Raw genomic sequence first — 15,788 nt, 5'->3', positions numbered from 1 at the left:
CGTGCCCGTCATGCTCGCGCTCCTCCTCCACGCCCTCGCCCTCGGCTACCCCGCCACCCGCCTCCTGGCCGGCGCCGCCTGGGTCGCCCGCTTCCCCGAGACCGCCCTGCGGCTGTGGCACGCCGGCGTCCTGGGGTTCTTCACCTCGCTGACCGCCGTGCTGCTGCTGGCCGCCCACGACCTGTGGGAACACCTGGTCGCCTGGCTCTTCCACGCCCACGAGAAGAAGGTGCACGCCGCCTACGCCGGTTCCGTCCCCCTCACCGGCATCGCCGACGCCGCCCTGCTGCTCCTGCTCGCCGGGGCGGGCACCCTCTCCGTCACGGGGGCCTACCGGTTCGTCAGGGCACGCCGGCAGCGGGCCGAACACCGCCTGGTCGTCGACGCGTTGGCCGAGCCCGTGCCCAGCCGGGTCAGCGGTCTCCGGGTGCTGGACCACCCGACCCCGGCCGCCTTCTGCGTCCCGGGCTCCGGCGGCCGGTCCCGCGTCGTCCTCACCACCGGAGCCCTGCGCCTGCTCACCCCGCGCCAACTGGCGGCCACCGTCGAGCACGAGCTGGCCCATCTGCGGCTGCGCCACCACCACGCCATCCTGGTGGCCGACACGGTGACCGCCGCCGTCGGCTGGACCGGCCTGCTGCGGGACTACGCGCCCCAGGTGCGGCGCCTCAGTGAGATGGCCGCCGACGACCGGGCGGCCCGCCGCCACGGCCGCACCAACCTGGCCAGCGCACTCCTCGACCTGGGCACCGTCACCGACGTCGTCCCCGGCCAGCGCGCCGGCACGCTGCCGATGACAGGACCCGACCTGGCAGAACGCGTCCGCCGCCTGATCGACCGCCCGCTCGCCGGCGGCCGCGCCCGGGTCCTGCCCACCATCGCCCTCGGCATCGGCACCGTGCTGCTGGCGATACCCGCGGCCGTCTCGCTGGCCCCCGCCGTCTCGATCGCCGGCACGGCGCACGCCGAGAAGCCGCACCGCGAGTGACCGGCCGGCGGAGCGCCGGCCGGAGCGCCCGGCGGGGGAGCGGCCGGCCGGAGCGGGTCAGCCCTTGAGCCCGCCGGCCAGCAGGTCCGCGCGCCAGAAGCGCTGGAGCGCCAGGAGCAGGGCGATGAGGGGGAGGATGGAGATGGCCGAGCCGACGATGATGAGCGGGTACAGGTCGGTGTCCCCCGCGCCCTTGGCGAGGAACGAGTACAGGCCGAGGGTCATCGGGTACTTGTCCTGGTCCGAGAGCATGATGAACGGGAGCAGGAAGTTGTTCCAGATCCCGACGAACTGCAGCAGGAACACGGTGACCAGGCCCTGGGCCATCATCGGCAGCACGATGGTGGCGAAGATCCGCAGCTCCCCGCTGCCGTCCACGCGGGCGGCCTCCAGCGTCTCGGTCGGGACCGCCGCCTGGGCGAAGACCCGGCAGAGGAAGATGCCGAACGGGTTGATGACGGTGGGCAGCAGCACGGACCAGTAGGTGCCGGCGAGGCCGAGTTCCGCGAGCAGCAGGTACTGCGGGATGGCCAGCACGATCCCCGGCACCAGGACGCCGGCGAGGATGAAGCCGAACAGCAGCTCGCGACCGCGGAAGGCGAACTTGGCCAGGCCGTAGCCGGCCATCGCCGAGACCAGCGTCGACGCCAGGGCGCCGCCGCCGGCGTAGACCAGGCTGTTGAGGCCCCAGCGCCAGAACTGCCCGTCGCCGTACGTGCTGAGCGAGGAGATGTTGTCCCAGAGGCCGGTGCCGGGGGCGAAGCTGAAGCTGGTGAAGAGCTCCCGCGGCGACTTGGAGGAGGCGACGAGCACCCACACCACCGGCACCAGGCAGTAGACGGCGCCGGCCAGGAGCACCAGGGTCGCGGCCGGGGCCATCCGGGGCCGCGTCCGCGGCCGCGTGGCGACGCCGCTCACGCGTCACCCCCGAAGGTGCGCCGCTGGAAGAAGCGGAGGATGACGAGCGAGACGAGCAGCGTGCCGACGGCCAGCACGACCGAGGCCGCCGCGGCCCCGCCCAGGTTGTCGTTCATGAACGCCTCCTGGTAGATCTTCATGAGCGGCACCCAGGTCGAGGAGATGGTGGTCGTGATCGGCCGCAGCGTCGCCGGCTCGCTGTACAGCTGGATGGTGCCGATGACCGAGAACAGACCGGTCAGGACGAGCGCCGGGGCCACGAGCGGCACCTTGATGCGCAGGGCGATGGTCCACTCCGAGGCGCCGTCGATCCGCGCGGCCTCGTAGACCTCCGACGGGATCGACCGCAGCGACGTGTAGATGATGATCATGTTGAACCCGACGCCCGACCAGAGCGCGATGTTGGCCAGGGCGAAGTAGAGGACCGGGTAGGAGAGCATGTCGAGCGGCCCGGCACCGAACTCCCTGGCCAGGTAGTTCACGGGGCTGGTGCTCGGCAGGTAGAGGAAGCCCCACAGCAGGCTCGCGATCACCCCGGGGACCGCGTAGGGCAGGAAGATCGCGGTCCTGGCGAAGCCCGCGAAGCGGACCCGGGGCGTGTCGAGGAGCAGGGCGAAGAGCAGCGCGAGGCCGAGCACGCTCGGCACGGCGATGAGGCCGTAGCCGAGGAGCCGCCCGAGGCCCGCCACGAACTCCGGGTCGCCGAGCACCGCGGAGTAGTTGTCGAGACCGATGAACCCCTCGACCCGGCGGCCGTACGCCCCGGAGCCCTCGACCCGCAGGCCGCGGAAGCTCAGGTAGAGCGCGTAGCCGATCGGCACCAGCAGGAACGCGACGAAGAACCCCATGGCCGGGGCGACGAACAGCCAGGGGACGAGGCGCCGCCTGGCCCGGCGGGCCCGGTGGGGCGGCGCGGGGGCCCGCCGGGCGCCCACGACCTGGGCGCCCGGCGTGAGGGTGGTCGTCTGCTCGGTGGTCATCGCCGCACCGGGTAGCCGGAGTCTTCCAGGTCCTCGATGACGGCCTCCTGCGTGGCGGTGTAGACGTCACGGAAGGAGGTGCCGTCCAGCGCGGCCTGGTTGAGCGCGTCGCTGAACGCGCTCTGCGCCACGTTGACGTTGGGACCCCAGGTCATCGGGATCGTCGTGTCCTGGATGACCTGGTCGGCCATCGCGTAGAAGTCCGTCTGCTCGGGCATGAGCCGCGGCGGGTCGCTGGAGAGCGTGGCCTCGCGTCCGCCGTTGCCGCCGGGGTAGAGGTCCAGGTCGAGGAGCAGCTCCGAGCCCTCGTCCGAGGCGCCGAGCCAGGCGGCGAACTCCGCGGCCTCCTCCGCGTGTTCCGACTTCTCCGGGACCAGGTAGGTGGACCCGCCCTGGAACGGCACGGCCGGGTCGCCCGGCGTCCACTGCGGCAGCGGTGCGGCCGCCCACTGCCCGGCCGTGTCGGGCGCCACGGAGTACAGGACGCTCGGCGCCCAGGCGGCCGCCGCCCAGCTGAGGATCCGGCCGTCGTTGACCTTGGCGTTCCACTCGGGGGTCAGCAGCGGCTCGACGGAGACCAGGTCGCGTTCGACGAGGTCCTGCCAGAAGTCCGCGGTCCGGAGCGAGGCCTCGTCGGCTATGCCGACCGTCCACCCCTCGTCGTCGGCGTTCCACCAGCGGGATCCGGCCTGGGCGGCCTGCGCGGCGAAGAACTCGAACTGGCTGGCCGAGAAGCTGGCGATGTAGACGTCCGGGTCCTGGGCGTGGATGGTCTCGGCCGCCGCCGCGTACTCCTCCCACGTCGTCGGCACCTCGACGCCGTACTGCTCGAAGAGGTCGGCCCGGTAGGTGAGCATCATGGGCCCGATGTCCTGCGGCACCCCGTAGACCCGGTCGTCGACGCTGTTCAGGGCCCAGATGTTCTCGTCGACGTTCTCCCGCACGTCGGCGACGTCGTCGGTGATGTCCCGGACCGCGCCGGAGACGACGAGCGAGGGCAGCGCGCGGTACTCGACCTGCACCAGGTCGGGCACGTCGTCGGCGCGGTCGGCGGCGAGCAGCTTGGACGAGGTCTCCGCCGTGCCCCCGACCTCGGAGAGCTCGATGGTGACGCCGGGGTGCTCCTCCTCGTACCGCTCGATGATCGCCTGCGCGGCGGGATCGGCGGCCTTGAGGCTGTAGGTCCAGAACTCCAGCGTGACGGGCCCATCCGCCTCGTCCGACTCGGCGCCGCACCCCGCGAGGACGGTGGTGACGCCGGCGACGGCCAGGGCCGTCAGCGCGCGGGCGAGGCGAAGGCGGCCCCCGCCGCTGCGAGTTCGGGGTGGCGTGGTCATGCACATCTCCTTTGACGCACAGGGAAAGCGTCCCGCTTGTCCCTGCTTGAGGTTGCCCTATGCTCATGGCAACGTTGTCATTCGTCAAGTGGCCTGCCCCGAACCCAAGGAGCCGATGTGCCCGCTGCCGAGATACGTCCCGTCGTCGCGGGCTGCCATCCGGACCCGTCCGTCTGCCGGGTCGGCGAGGACCACTACCTGGTGACCTCGTCGTTCACGTACTTCCCCGGGCTCCCCGTGCACCGCAGCCGGGACCTGGTGCGGTGGGAACGGGTGGGGCACGTGCTCGCCGACCCGGACCACGTCGACCTCGACGGGCTCGACGTCTCCGACGGGGTGTGGGCGCCCACCATCCGGCACCACGACGGGCTCTTCTACGTGGTCTACACGGTCGCCGAGGACCGCCGGGGCCGCGCCACCTTCGTCACCACCGCCGCCGATCCCGCGGGCCCGTGGTCACCGCCGGTCCGCCTGGACGCCGAGGGCATCGACCCGTCGCTGTTCTTCGACGTCGACGGCCGCGCCTGGTTCACCGCCACCCGGGACGCGCTCGCGGCCGACGCCACCGGACCCGCCGAGATCTACCTGCGCGAGTTCGACCACCAGTCGCTCAGCCTCTTCGGTCCGACCCGGGTGATCTGGCGCGGCGCGGTCACCGGCACCTGGGTCGAGGCGCCGCACCTGTACCGGCGGGGCGACGTCTACCACCTGCTGGCGGCCGAGGGCGGGACCGAGCGCAACCACGCCGTCACGGCGGCCACGGCGAGCGCGCCCACCGGCCCCTACACGACCGACCCGCGCAGCCCGCTGCTGACCCACCGTCACCTCGGGGCGGGGGCCTCGGTGCAGAACGTGGGCCACGCCGACCTCGTCGACACCCCGACCGGCGACACCTGGGCGCTGGTGCTCGGCGTCCGCCCGGTGGACGGCGCGCACAACCTCGGCCGCGAGGTGTTCCTGGTGCCGGTCTCCTGGGAGCCGGAGGGGCCCGTCTTCGCGCCCGGCGTCGGCGCGCTCACCGGCCCGGACGACCACGCGGCCGGGGCGGACGACGCCCCCGCCGACTGGGTCGGGCTGCGGGGCCCCGTCCCGCACCGGTGGCGCGGGCGGGATCTCTCGCTGGCGCCCGCGCCCGACGGGCTCGCCTCCCGGGGGCGCCCCGCGTTCCTCGGCCGCCGCCAGGACCGGCACCGATTCGCGTTCGCGGCGACGGTCCCGGCCCCCGCCTCGCCCGAGAAGCACGCCGCGCTGGTGGCGTTCCAGAACCAGGACCGCTTCGTCAGCCAGTCGGTGGTGCGCTCCGCCGACGACGTCGTGGTCGAGACCGTCCTGTGGGACGGCGGGGCCCGCACGGTGCTCGCCGAGCGCCCCGGCGCCGACCGGCAGCGTCTCGAGATCCGCTCCGACGGCCGGAGCTACGCCTTCGGCGCGGTGGTCGGGGGCGACTTCGAGGCCCACGCCACGGTCGACGCGCGGCTGCTCAGCACCGAGGACGCGGGCGGCTTCGTCGGCGTGCTCCTCGGCGTGGCCCACCAGGGGCCGGCCACCACGCCGTGGGTCACGGTCGAGGACGTGACCTACACCGGCTCCTGGGCCGGGGCGCCTAGGCCGGCCGGCGAGCCGGCGCCGCCGAGCTGCGCCGGGCGACCAGGGACGGGGCGATGAGGTGGTGGCGGGGCTGCTCCCCGCCCATCACGCCGAGCAGGACCTCGATGCAGGTGCGGCCCAGGGCCACGAAGTCCTGGCGGACCGTGGTCAGCGAGGGCACCAGGTACTCGGAGCCCTTGATGTCGTCGAAGCCGACGAGCGACACGTCGCCGGGGACCGCGACCCCCTGCTCCGCGAACGCCGCGAGCACCCCCATCGCCATCTGGTCGTTCCCGGCGAACACGGCCGTCGGCCGCCGCGTGCGGCGGGCCACGTCGAGCCCGAGACGGTAGCCGCTGGCGGCCGAGAAGTCGCCCTCGAGCAGTTCGGGGGACGGCACGCCGGCCGCGAGCATCTCGGCCTGCCAGCCGTCCACCCGGGCGCGGGCGTCGAAGGTGGTCAGCCGGCCGGTCAGGTGCAGGATCTCCCGGTGGCCGAGCTCCAGCAGGTGGCGCGTGGCGAGCCGGGCGCCGAGCTCCTGGTCCAGCTCGACGGAGCCGATGGCGGGGTTGGCCAGGTCTCCGGACATCACCACTGTCATCGGCACCCGGGTGACGAGCCCCTCCAGGGCCTCCGCCCCCACGGGGCGGTCGGCGATGACCGCGACGCCCTCGGCGGCCTGGCTGGCCAGCCGGTCCACGGTCTCGGCGAGCCGGTCGACGTCGCCGCCCTGCCAGCTGCTCATGTTGACCCAGTAGCCGGCGCGCTGGGCCGCCTCCTCGACGCCCAGCAGGATGCGCGGGAGCTCGAAGAGCTCGGAGCCCGCGATGACCACGCCGATGGTCATCGACCGCCCGCTCTTCAGCGATCGCGCCACGTCGTTCCTGCGGTAGCCGAGGCGCTCTATGGCCGCGACCACCCGGTCCCTGGTCCCTGGGCGCACCGACGGATGGTTGTTGAGCACGCGGCTGACGGTGACGTGTGCCACGCCCGCTTCCCTGGCCACGTCCACCATGCTCGGGGGACGCGCCGAACCCCGCTCGGTCACACCGCTCCACCTCCGGCCGGCCCGGCGGCCGGCGATCACGGCATCCTAGTCGCTCGTCCCCGCGCGGGGCGGCGCCGCTCGACGCGGGCCGGCCGGGCTGGCCCGTCTCAGGGGCGGGCCGCGCTCAGCTCGGCGAGTTCGGCGGCGATGGCGCGGAGCCCGTCGACGGAGACCCGGGCGACGGGCAGGGCGGCCAGCCCGATCAGCGAGATGGTGGCCATGAACTGGAGGTTCTCCGTGTCCGTGACGCCCGGGAGGTGTCGGCGCAGGATCTCGGCCGCCGCCGGGTCGGCGGTCAGCTCGGCCACCGGTGTGCGGACCGAGAACCGCCCGTCGGGGAACTCCTCGACGGGCGGCAGGGCGCGCAGCGTCTCCGCGCCGCGCTCGCGCTGGGCCCGCACCAGCAGGTGCTCGGGGCCGACCGGGCCCTCGGCCGGCAGGCCGAGGCGCTCGAACTGGTCGGCCGGCGCCTCCGCTTCGCGCAGCAGCCGGACGAGCAGCCCGGCCATCCGCAGCTCCGCCTCGTCGTCCACGAGGGGGGTGCTCTGCTCCGGGTCGGTGGCGAGGTCGAAGAGCAGGGAGCCGAACGCGGCGGTGTTGATCATCGAGTGGCCCGGCACGCTGATCAGCCGGACGCCCTTGGTGAAGCCGAAGGGCTCGACGAGCCGGATGTCGGCCAGTTCGGCGGGGGAGAACCTGGCCTTCATGTGGGTGGGCATCAGGGTGTACTCGTTGAGCGGCGCGTTGCTGTCGTCGACGCAGGCCCGCAGGTAGACGTGGCGGCCGTCGGTCACGTTGACGTGACCGCCGAAGCTGCCGAAGAGGCCGGCCTCGCGGACCGGGGTGTCGTCGGCGAGGGTGTCGCGCAGCGGCCGGCCCCGCATGTCCGGTGGGCGTGGCACGTCGAAGAACTCCAGCAGGGTGGGCGCCAGGTCGATCGTCTGCACCAGCGAGGAGCGGCGCTCGCCCGCGGCGCCGAGCCGCGGGTCCCAGACGAACAGCGGCAGGTGGACCAGCTCGTCGAACCAGGGCAGCACGCCCTTGCCCCACCAGCCGTGCTCGCCGAGCAGCAGGCCGTGGTCGGTGTTGACGATCAGCAGGGTGTCGTCCCAGAGCGCGAGCTCGTCCATCAGGTCCAGGACCCGGCCGAGCGAGTGGTCGCACATCGACAGCAGCGCGGCGTACTCGTAGCGGGCGTGGTCGGTCTCCGCGCCGGTCTCGGCCACCTTCTTGTAGTCGGGCCAGTCGAAGTGCGGTCCGGCGTAGTCGTGCGGGTAGAGGTCCTTGTACCGCTGGTGCGAGAAGAAGGGCTCGTGCGGGTCGAAGGTCTCGATCTGGACGAACCACCGGTCGGCGGCGGCGTTGGTGCGGACGAACTCCACCCCGGCGTCGAAGGTGAGGGTCTGCGGGTGGACCTCCTCGGTCGGCAGATGCTGCCGGTTGACCCAGTCCTGCCGGTAGCCGGGGCGGCGGACCTCCTTGAGGTCCCTGGGCATCGGCGGGTCGGCGACCTGGCCCTTCCACGGGTCGCCCTCCTGGCCGCGGAAGAACTCCCAGGTGGAGTAGCGGCCGTGGTAGGTGGCGCCGCCGTCCTCCCAGTAGTGCGGGTGGTCGCTGGCGAGGTGGGTGTGGACGCCGGCCTGCCTCAGCAGCTCCGGCATCGAGTCGTCGAACGGCTCCAGCGGCCCCCACGAGCGGTGCAGGAAGTTGTGCCGGCCGGTGTGCAGTTCGCGGCGGGCCGGCATGCAGGGCAGCGAGCCGGCGTAGGCGTTGTCGAAGGTGACGGAGCGCTCGGCGAGCCGGGCGAAGTTGGGGGCGTGCGTCCAGTCGGCCCCGTACGGCGGCAGCAGGTGCCGGTTGAGGCTGTCGAACATCACCATGATGGCTTTCACGGGCGCTCCTGCGGGGAGTCGGAGGTGGCGGCGGGGGATCCCGGGTCGAGGTCGTCGCTCTCCAGCCGCCGCAGCACGTCGCGCAGCCAGGCGACCCACCAGTCGACGGCGCCGGCCCCGTACTGGTGGACGAGGTCGGCGGCGGCCTGGTGGCGGCGGGTGTCGAGGCCGGGCAGCGGGTCCTCGAAGTGGATGGTGCGGTCCCGGTGGCGGTTCCTGGCGATCTGCTCGGTGCGGTGGTCGAGCTCGGTGGTCACCAGGCGGATGGCCGCCGCGCGGTCGAGCGCCACGGTGATCAGGAAGCGGTTGACGAAGTCGGAGTCGTGGAAGCGGCTGGTGGGCTCGTAGGGCGAGTCGATCCAGTCGCGCAGCGCCTGGCGGCCCCGCTCCGTCAGCCGGTACACCCGGGCGTCGGGGCGCCGCTCCCGCGGGTCGACGCGGTCCTCGACCCAGCCGTCCGCCCGCATCCGGGCCAGGGCCCGGTAGATCTGGCTGTGGTGCACCCGCGAGGTCACGAACTGGCCGTCGGCGGCGAGCCAGTTGCGCAGGTCGTAGCCGCTGTGAGGGCGGGTCGCCAGCAGCCGGAGCAGGACGTGTTCGAGCTTCATCGGGCCCCCTGTGTGCGCTTGCACATATGTGCGGCCGAACATAGGTCGCTCCGTTCCGCCACGTCAAGGGCCGTGCGCGGGCCGGTTACCGTTCTTCGCATGCCTGTCGAACAGTCAGCACACCCGGACGACCGCGCCACACCCCGTCGCCGCGGCTACGCCAAGGGGAAGGCCCGCCGCGAGGAGATCGTGCGCACCGCCCTGCGAACCTTCGCCGAGCAGGGCTACCGGAGCACGTCCATGCGGGAGATCGCCGAGGCGGTCGGCCTCAGCCAGGCCGGGCTGCTGCACCACTTCCGCAACAAGGACGACCTGCTCACGGAGGTGCTGCGGCTGCGCGACGCCGAGCAGTCCGCGTTCAACCGGGCCCTCGCCGAGGAGAACGGCATGGTCGCGCTGCGCCGGCTGGTCGACCTGATGGAGCTCAACGCGAGCCAGGCCGGCCTGGTGCGGCTCTACACCGTGCTGCGGGGCGAGTCGGTGGGCGGGGAGCACCCGGCGCAGCCGTACTTCGCGGAGCGGTTCCTGGTGCTGCGGGAGCGGGTGGCCGGCTATCTGCGACACGCCCGCGACGTGGAGGGCGTGATCCGCGCCGACGTGGACGTGACGCAGGCGTCCACGGTGATCATGGCCGTGATGGACGGCCTCCAGACCCAGTGGCTGCTCGTCCCCGACGCGGTGGACCTGGCCGGCGCCTTCGAGCGCTTCCTGGACGACTACCTGCGAGGACTGTCCTAGTTCGTCCGGTGATTCGACCCCGGCAAAGAACTCGCAACAAACCATTCACATGATTGGTTTCTGGGTCTACAGTGCTCCCACGCTGCCCACCGACGCTGGGTGGTGCCGCCAACGACGGCGGATGGAGAGACAGGAAGCCCATGAGAGTCGATCGAACAGCCGGGGGCGTCACCCGGCGCAGCACACTTCTCGGCCTCGCCGGCCTCGGCCTGGCCGCCGTGAGCGGTTGTCGCCTCGCGGTGGACGAGGCCCGGGGCGCCACGGGCGGCGGCGGAGCCCGCAGGGGCGGCACGCTCACCGTCGCGATCAACGTCGACGCCCAACCCGACAGCGTCCAGGCGCACAACGCCAACTCGGTCATCTGGCGCCGCCTGGTCTTCGAGACCCTGACCGCCTACGACTCCTCGGGCACCCCGCAGCCGCTGCTCGCCACCGACTGGGAGATCCGCGACGGTGGCCGCACCGTGGCCATCGACCTCCGTGACGACGTCCGGTTCCACACCGGCCGCCCGATGACCGCCCGGGACATCATGTTCTCGCTGACCAGGTCGGCCGACCCGGTCGCCAGGTCCCAGGCGCGCGCCGCCACCTCGCTGATCACCGACATGACGGCCGACGGCGACCACGCGCTGCGCATCCGGCTCAGCCGCCCCGCGAGCAACCTCTTCGACGCCTTCGAACTCGCCAGCGTCGTCGACGAGGAGAGCGCCGACGGCATAGCCGACGGCAGCGCCATGATCGGCACCGGACCCTTTCGCTGGGGCACCTGGAACCCCGGCTCCGGACTCACCCTGGTCCGCAACGACGACTACCGGGTCCCGGAACGGCCCTACCTGGACCGCGTCGAGCAGCCCACCATCACCGACCCGACCGCGCTGATCACCGCCATCCGCAGCGGCCGGGCCGACATCGCCTACGGCGCCTCCCCGCTCGACGCCCGCGGCGCCTCCACCGACGGGCGCTACGAGATCAACGCCGGCGTCACCGTCGACTACGCGATCGGCATGGACGTCACCAGCGCGCCCTTCGACGACATCCGGGTGCGCCGGGCCGTCGCCCACGCCATCGACCGCGACCGCATCGCCGACCAGGTCTTCGCCGGCTACGGCAGGCCCACCAGCCTCTGGTGGAGCGAGAAGGAGGCCGGCTGGAGCCAGGAGCAGTCGGACACCTACGACTACCGGCCGGACCGCGCCCGGGACCTGATCCGGGAGGCCGGCGCCACCGGCACCGAGGTGGCCATCGTCACCACCCCCATCCAGGCCGTGCAGAGCACCGCCCAGATCGTCCGCTACAACCTGGAGGAGGCCGGACTCCGGGTCAGGACCCAGGTCCTCGACCCCGTCGAGTACAACAGCCGCCAGGTCGAGGGGAACCTGGGCCAGCTGTTCATCAACGGCTACGGCATCGCGGACCTGTCCGCGGCCACCTTCGCGACCCACCCCGCGTTCGCCGCCGAGCAGAACCCCTCGCACTTCACCACGGCCGAGTACGCCGACCTCGTCACCCGCGCCGCCACCGCCACCCCCGACGAGCGGGTGTCGGCCGTCCAGGCGCTCGGCGGCTACATGCTCGACCAGGCCTTCAACATCAGCATCGCCACCGCGCAGTCCACCATCGTCCGCTCCAAGCGGGTGCGGGACGTGCGGCAGACCTTCCTCGGCTCCTTCATCTTCGACGACACATACGTGGTGTGATCATGACCAGATTCCTGATCCGCCGGATCCCCTCAGCCCTGCTGGTCCTCCTCGCCACCTCCGTCCTCGCGTTCCTGCTGCCGCGCCTGGCCCCCGGCGACCCCGCCGCCGCCATCGCGGGCCCCGACGCCGGAGCCGAGGAGGTCGCCGCCATCCGCGCCGACCTCGGCTTCGACGAGCCGCTGGTCAGCCAGTACCTGAGCTGGTTCGGCGGCGTGCTCCACGGCGACTTCGGCACCTCCTACATCACCGGCCGGGAGGTCACGGACCTGATCGGCGACCGGTTCGGCTCCACCGTGCAACTCGCGCTGCTCGCCGCCCTGTTCATGATCACCATCGGCCTGGTGCTCGGCGTCGCCGCCGGCTCGAGCCGCCGCCCCTGGGCCAGGTCGATCCTCGACCTCACCTGCACCACCCTGCTCGCCACCCCCGCCTTCCTCACCGGCCTACTGCTCGCCCTGCTCCTCGGCGTGGCCTGGCAGGTCCTGCCCGTCAGCGGCGAGGTGTCACTGCTCGACGACCCCGAGATCGGCGTCCAGTACCTGCTGCTGCCCGCCTTCGCGCTCGCCCTGCCCCAGGCCGCCTCCATCGCCCGGCTCATCCAGAGCGCCATGCGCCAGGCCCGCGCCGAGGAGTACGTGCAGACCGCCGTCGCCAAGGGCGCCTCGGCCCGCCGCGTCACCGTCCGCCACGTGCTGCGCAACTCGCTGGCCAGCGCCCTGGTCTCGCTCGGCATGCGGCTCGGCGACCTGCTCGGCGGCGCCATCGTCATCGAGGCGATCTTCGCCCGCAACGGCCTCGGCAGCCTCGCCGTCACCAGCTCCGGACAGCGCGACTACCTCGTGATCGAGGCGCTGATCCTGCTCGCCGTCGGCATCGCCGTCCTGCTGCAACTGCTCACCGAGGTCGGCCTGTCGCTGCTCGACCCCCGCATCAGACTGGAGGGTGCCCGATGAGCCTCACCGGTGACCCCGCCGCGCCCCCCGCGCCGGCCGAAGCGCCGAAGGCCGCCACCGCCCGCCGGTACGAGGGCTGGCGCCGCTACCTGCTCGCGTTCCGCCGCCCCCGCGGCGTCGTCGGCGCCGCCCTCGTCCTGGGGCTGGTGCTGACCGCCCTGCTGGTGCCCGCCTTCAGCGACGGCTACGACCAGCAGACCGGCAACACCTTCGCCGACCCCTCGCTGGCCCACCCCTTCGGCACCGACGAACTCGGCCGCGACATCTTCGTCCGCACCCTCTACGGCCTCCGCTCCGACCTGGTGCTGCTGTTCGTCGGCGTCCCGCTCGCCATGGTCCTCGGCACCCTGCTGGGCATCGCCGGCGGCCTCTCCCGCGCCCTCGGCATGTTCCTCCAGCGCGTCTTCGACATCATCCTCGGCTTCCCGGGACTCGTCCTCGGCATCGTCATCGCGCTCATCCTCGAACCCGGATCCACCGCGCTGCTCATCACCATCGTGATCGTGCTGCTCCCCGGCTACGGACGGCTCGCCAGGGCCGCGCTGCTCGCCCAGGAACAGCGCGAATACGTGCTGGCCGCCCGCGTCCTCGGCGTCCCCAGGTGGCGGGTGCTGCTCCGGCACATCCTCCCCAACGCCATCGACCCGATCATCGTGCACACCGCGATCGCCATGGTGATCGCCATCTTCCTGGAGACCGGCCTCTCCATCGTCGGCCTCGGCATCCAGCCCCCGCAGCCCTCCCTCGGCACCCTGCTCAACACCGGGGTCCGCTTCCTGTCCTACGCGCCCGTCTACGTGCTGGGCCCGACCCTCGTCCTCCTGCTGCTGGCGCTCGCCTTCAGCCTGCTCTCCGACGCGCTCAACGAGGCGGTGACCCGGAAATGACCGAACCACTGACGACCGAGACCCCGGTCGAGACCGACATCCTGCTGGCCGCCGGTGAACTGCGGATCACCTTCGACACGGCCGAGGGGCCCGTCACCGCCGTCGACGGCGTGTCGCTGCGCGTCAGGCGCGGCCGGATCACCGGTCTGGTCGGCGAGTCGGGCTCCGGAAAGTCCGTCACCGCCAGGGCCCTGATGCGCATGGTGCCCGAGCCGGGCCGCACCTCGGGCGGCAGCGTCCGCTTCGCCGGCACCGACCTGCTCACCCTGCCGGAACGCGAGATGCGCGCCATCCGCGGCGCCCGCATCGCCATGGTCTTCCAGGACCCGCAGGCATCCCTCAACCCCGTCCTCACCGTCGGGCAGCAGGTCGCAGAGGCCCTGATCGTGCACGGCGAGCGCCGCGCCAGGGCCGGGCGGCGGGCCGTGGAACTCCTCGACATGGTCGGCATCCCCGATCCCGAGCGGCGCGCCGGCGAGTACCCCCACCAGTTCTCCGGCGGCATGCGGCAGCGCGTCGTCATCGCCATGGCCCTCGCCCGCGACCCCGACCTGCTGATCGCCGACGAGCCCACCACCGCCCTCGACGTCACGATCCAGGCCCAGATCCTGCGGCTGCTCGCCGAACTCCGCGAGCGCACCGGCGTCGCGGTGCTGATGATCACCCACGACATGGGCGTGGTGGCCGAGCTGTGCGACGAGGTCGCCGTCATGTACGGCGGCCGGATCGTCGAGACCGGCACCGCCGAGGCCGTGTTCACCGCGCCCGCCCACCCCTACACCCGGGCCCTGCTGCGCGCGATGCCCCGGCTCGACGCGCCGACCGGCGGCCGGCTGCCCGCCATCCCGGGACAGCCCCCGGACCCGGCCAACCTCCCCACCGGCTGCGCCTTCAACCCCCGCTGCGTGCTCGCCCACGACCGCTGCCGCGCCGAGACCCCGGTGCTCGACGCCCTCCCGGCCGAACCCGACCACCGGGCCGCCTGCTGGGCCACCGCCGAAGGCCGGCCGGTGGCCGCCGCCGAGGCCCGCGCCGACGCGGCCGCCGAGGCCGCAGCGCCCGAACGACCCGCCATCGGCGACACCATCCTGGAGGTCGAAGACCTGCGGGTGGACCTCGGCAGCCGGCGCGCCTTCGGCCGCGGCGGCTCGCTGTACATCGTCGACGGCGTCAGCCTGCGGGTCGCCGCCGGCGAGACCCTCGGCCTGGTCGGCGAGTCCGGCTGCGGCAAGTCCACCCTCGCCCGCACCCTGGTCGGCATCAACCGGCCGGCGGCCGGCAGCGTTCGGATCCGCGGCCTGGACGTGGCCACCCTGCCGCGCCGCGCGGCCGCCGAGGCCAGAAGGGGCGTGCAGTACGTCTTCCAGGACCCCTACGCCTCTCTCAACCCGCGGCGCACCGTGCGCCAGGTGCTCGACGAGGCCCTGGAGGTGCGGGGCGTGCCGGCCGCCCGCCGGGCGGAGCGGGCCGCGGAACTCCTCGACCTCGTCGGACTCGGCGAACGCCACCTCGACCGGCTGCCGCACGCCTTCTCCGGCGGCCAGCGGCAGCGTGTCGGCATCGCCCGGGCCCTGGCCGTCGAGCCCGAGTGCCTGGTCCTCGACGAACCGGTCTCGGCGTTGGACGTCTCCATCCAGGCGCAGATCATGAACCTCCTCGCCGACCTGCGCGACCGCCTGGGCCTGGGCTATCTGTTCATCGCCCACGACCTGGCCGTGGTCCGGCACATCAGCGACCGCGTCGCCGTGATGTACCTGGGCCGCATCGTGGAGACCGGGCCCGCGGAACAGCTCTACGCCGACCCGCGGCATCCGTACACCGTCTCGCTGCTGTCCTCCGTGCCGACCCCCGAGGTCGGCGCAGGCCGCGAGCGGATCGTGCTCCGCGGCGACCTGCCGAGCCCCAAGAACCCGCCGTCCGGCTGCCGCTTCCGCACCCGCTGCCCGATCGGCCCGCTGGCCAACCCCGAGCGCACGGTCTGCGCCGAGCGGGACCCGGTGCTCACCATCGGCGGCCCCGCGGAGCACGGCGCGGCCTGCCACTTCCCCGGAGAGCTGCGCCTCAGCGCTCCGCGGGAGGAGCCGCGATAGGCCGTCGAGCATCTGCGGGCCCGTCAGTACCAGGCCCGGGGCTGAACCGCCCCCACGTCTCA

The 15,788-nt window shown here is 73.0% G+C and carries 13 protein-coding genes; 7 read left to right on the top strand and 6 right to left on the bottom strand.

The genetic code is table 11. The annotated features are described in order from the left end of the window. The first annotated feature begins 10 nt into the window (after positions 1-10). A complete protein-coding gene (locus tag ACFWI8_RS00390; protein ID WP_387084293.1) occupies positions 11-988 on the top strand; it encodes a M56 family metallopeptidase in 978 nt (325 codons plus the stop codon). Positions 989-1,045: 57 nt separating this feature from the next. Here ACFWI8_RS00390 and ACFWI8_RS00385 read toward each other — a convergent pair whose 3' ends face one another. From ACFWI8_RS00385 to ACFWI8_RS00375, 3 genes are read right to left on the bottom strand one after another with little or no spacing between them, the layout of a single operon-like run. Further along, positions 1,046-1,867 (bottom strand): carbohydrate ABC transporter permease, encoded by an 822-nt coding sequence (locus ACFWI8_RS00385; protein WP_387083908.1) that lies wholly within the window; start codon positions 1,865-1,867, stop codon positions 1,046-1,048. A gap of 35 nt (positions 1,868-1,902) precedes the next feature. Beyond that, complete coding sequence (locus ACFWI8_RS00380; protein ID WP_387083906.1) at positions 1,903-2,886, bottom strand: carbohydrate ABC transporter permease; 984 nt, start codon at positions 2,884-2,886, stop codon at positions 1,903-1,905. Beyond that, positions 2,883-4,223 carry an ABC transporter substrate-binding protein gene (locus ACFWI8_RS00375; protein ID WP_387083904.1) on the bottom strand — a complete coding sequence of 447 codons (1,341 nt, stop codon included), beginning with the start codon at positions 4,221-4,223 and terminating at the stop codon, positions 2,883-2,885. The genes ACFWI8_RS00380 and ACFWI8_RS00375 overlap by 4 nt, the downstream gene beginning before the upstream one ends. Before the next feature lie 117 nt (positions 4,224-4,340). On the opposite strand from ACFWI8_RS00375, the gene ACFWI8_RS00370 reads away from it, so the two are divergent. Further along, the gene (locus ACFWI8_RS00370) at positions 4,341-5,888 is read left to right on the top strand and encodes a family 43 glycosylhydrolase (protein ID WP_387083903.1); all 1,548 of its coding nucleotides are present in this window, start codon (positions 4,341-4,343) and stop codon (positions 5,886-5,888) included. Here the strand turns inward: ACFWI8_RS00370 and ACFWI8_RS00365 are convergent. The 3 genes from ACFWI8_RS00365 to ACFWI8_RS00355 form a co-directional block, all read right to left on the bottom strand. After that, positions 5,827-6,858: a LacI family DNA-binding transcriptional regulator gene (locus ACFWI8_RS00365; protein WP_387083902.1), complete on the bottom strand. Its 1,032-nt coding sequence runs from the start codon at positions 6,856-6,858 to the stop codon at positions 5,827-5,829. The genes ACFWI8_RS00370 and ACFWI8_RS00365 overlap by 62 nt on opposite strands. A gap of 107 nt (positions 6,859-6,965) precedes the next feature. After that, complete coding sequence (locus ACFWI8_RS00360) at positions 6,966-8,750, bottom strand: sulfatase (protein WP_387083900.1); 1,785 nt, start codon at positions 8,748-8,750, stop codon at positions 6,966-6,968. Continuing rightward, positions 8,747-9,358, bottom strand: a complete 612-nt coding sequence (locus tag ACFWI8_RS00355) for a PadR family transcriptional regulator (protein WP_387083898.1) — start codon at positions 9,356-9,358, stop codon at positions 8,747-8,749. The genes ACFWI8_RS00360 and ACFWI8_RS00355 overlap by 4 nt, the downstream gene beginning before the upstream one ends. 99 nt (positions 9,359-9,457) lie before the next feature. Between ACFWI8_RS00355 and ACFWI8_RS00350 the strand changes: the two genes are divergently transcribed. The 5 genes from ACFWI8_RS00350 (at position 9,458) to ACFWI8_RS00330 (ending at position 15,726) form a co-directional block, all read left to right on the top strand. After that, the gene (locus tag ACFWI8_RS00350) at positions 9,458-10,096 is read left to right on the top strand and encodes a TetR/AcrR family transcriptional regulator (RefSeq protein ID WP_387083896.1); all 639 of its coding nucleotides are present in this window, start codon (positions 9,458-9,460) and stop codon (positions 10,094-10,096) included. Between the two features lie 140 nt (positions 10,097-10,236). Then, positions 10,237-11,793: an ABC transporter substrate-binding protein gene (locus tag ACFWI8_RS00345; protein ID WP_387083894.1), complete on the top strand. Its 1,557-nt coding sequence runs from the start codon at positions 10,237-10,239 to the stop codon at positions 11,791-11,793. Positions 11,794-11,795: 2 nt separating this feature from the next. Beyond that, entirely contained in the window at positions 11,796-12,749 is a 954-nt protein-coding gene (locus ACFWI8_RS00340) for an ABC transporter permease (protein ID WP_387083892.1), read from the top strand. Beyond that, entirely contained in the window at positions 12,746-13,636 is an 891-nt protein-coding gene (locus tag ACFWI8_RS00335; RefSeq protein ID WP_387083890.1) for an ABC transporter permease, read from the top strand. Before ACFWI8_RS00340 ends, ACFWI8_RS00335 begins: the two co-directional genes overlap by 4 nt. After that, positions 13,633-15,726: a dipeptide ABC transporter ATP-binding protein gene (locus ACFWI8_RS00330; protein WP_387083888.1), complete on the top strand. Its 2,094-nt coding sequence runs from the start codon at positions 13,633-13,635 to the stop codon at positions 15,724-15,726. Before ACFWI8_RS00335 ends, ACFWI8_RS00330 begins: the two co-directional genes overlap by 4 nt. Positions 15,727-15,788: the final 62 nt, after the last annotated feature.

The organism is Streptomyces sp. NPDC127098, assembly GCF_042722465.1.
GTDB classification, from domain to species: domain Bacteria; phylum Actinomycetota; class Actinomycetes; order Streptomycetales; family Streptomycetaceae; genus Streptomyces; species Streptomyces millisiae.
The sequence above is the reverse complement of the archived record's forward strand: the minus strand, read 5'-3'. Positions and strand labels throughout refer to the sequence as shown.

Coding starts and splice junctions, on each gene's coding strand:
- ACFWI8_RS00390 (WP_387084293.1), top strand. CDS start 11: ATGCTCGCGCTCCTCCTCCACGCCCTCGCCCTCGGCTACCCCGCCACC.
- ACFWI8_RS00385 (WP_387083908.1), bottom strand. CDS start 1,867: ATGGCCCCGGCCGCGACCCTGGTGCTCCTGGCCGGCGCCGTCTACTGC.
- ACFWI8_RS00380 (WP_387083906.1), bottom strand. CDS start 2,886: ATGACCACCGAGCAGACGACCACCCTCACGCCGGGCGCCCAGGTCGTG.
- ACFWI8_RS00375 (WP_387083904.1), bottom strand. CDS start 4,223: ATGACCACGCCACCCCGAACTCGCAGCGGCGGGGGCCGCCTTCGCCTC.
- ACFWI8_RS00355 (WP_387083898.1), bottom strand. CDS start 9,358: ATGAAGCTCGAACACGTCCTGCTCCGGCTGCTGGCGACCCGCCCTCAC.
- ACFWI8_RS00350 (WP_387083896.1), top strand. CDS start 9,458: ATGCCTGTCGAACAGTCAGCACACCCGGACGACCGCGCCACACCCCGT.
- ACFWI8_RS00345 (WP_387083894.1), top strand. CDS start 10,237: ATGAGAGTCGATCGAACAGCCGGGGGCGTCACCCGGCGCAGCACACTT.
- ACFWI8_RS00340 (WP_387083892.1), top strand. CDS start 11,796: ATGACCAGATTCCTGATCCGCCGGATCCCCTCAGCCCTGCTGGTCCTC.
- ACFWI8_RS00335 (WP_387083890.1), top strand. CDS start 12,746: ATGAGCCTCACCGGTGACCCCGCCGCGCCCCCCGCGCCGGCCGAAGCG.
- ACFWI8_RS00330 (WP_387083888.1), top strand. CDS start 13,633: ATGACCGAACCACTGACGACCGAGACCCCGGTCGAGACCGACATCCTG.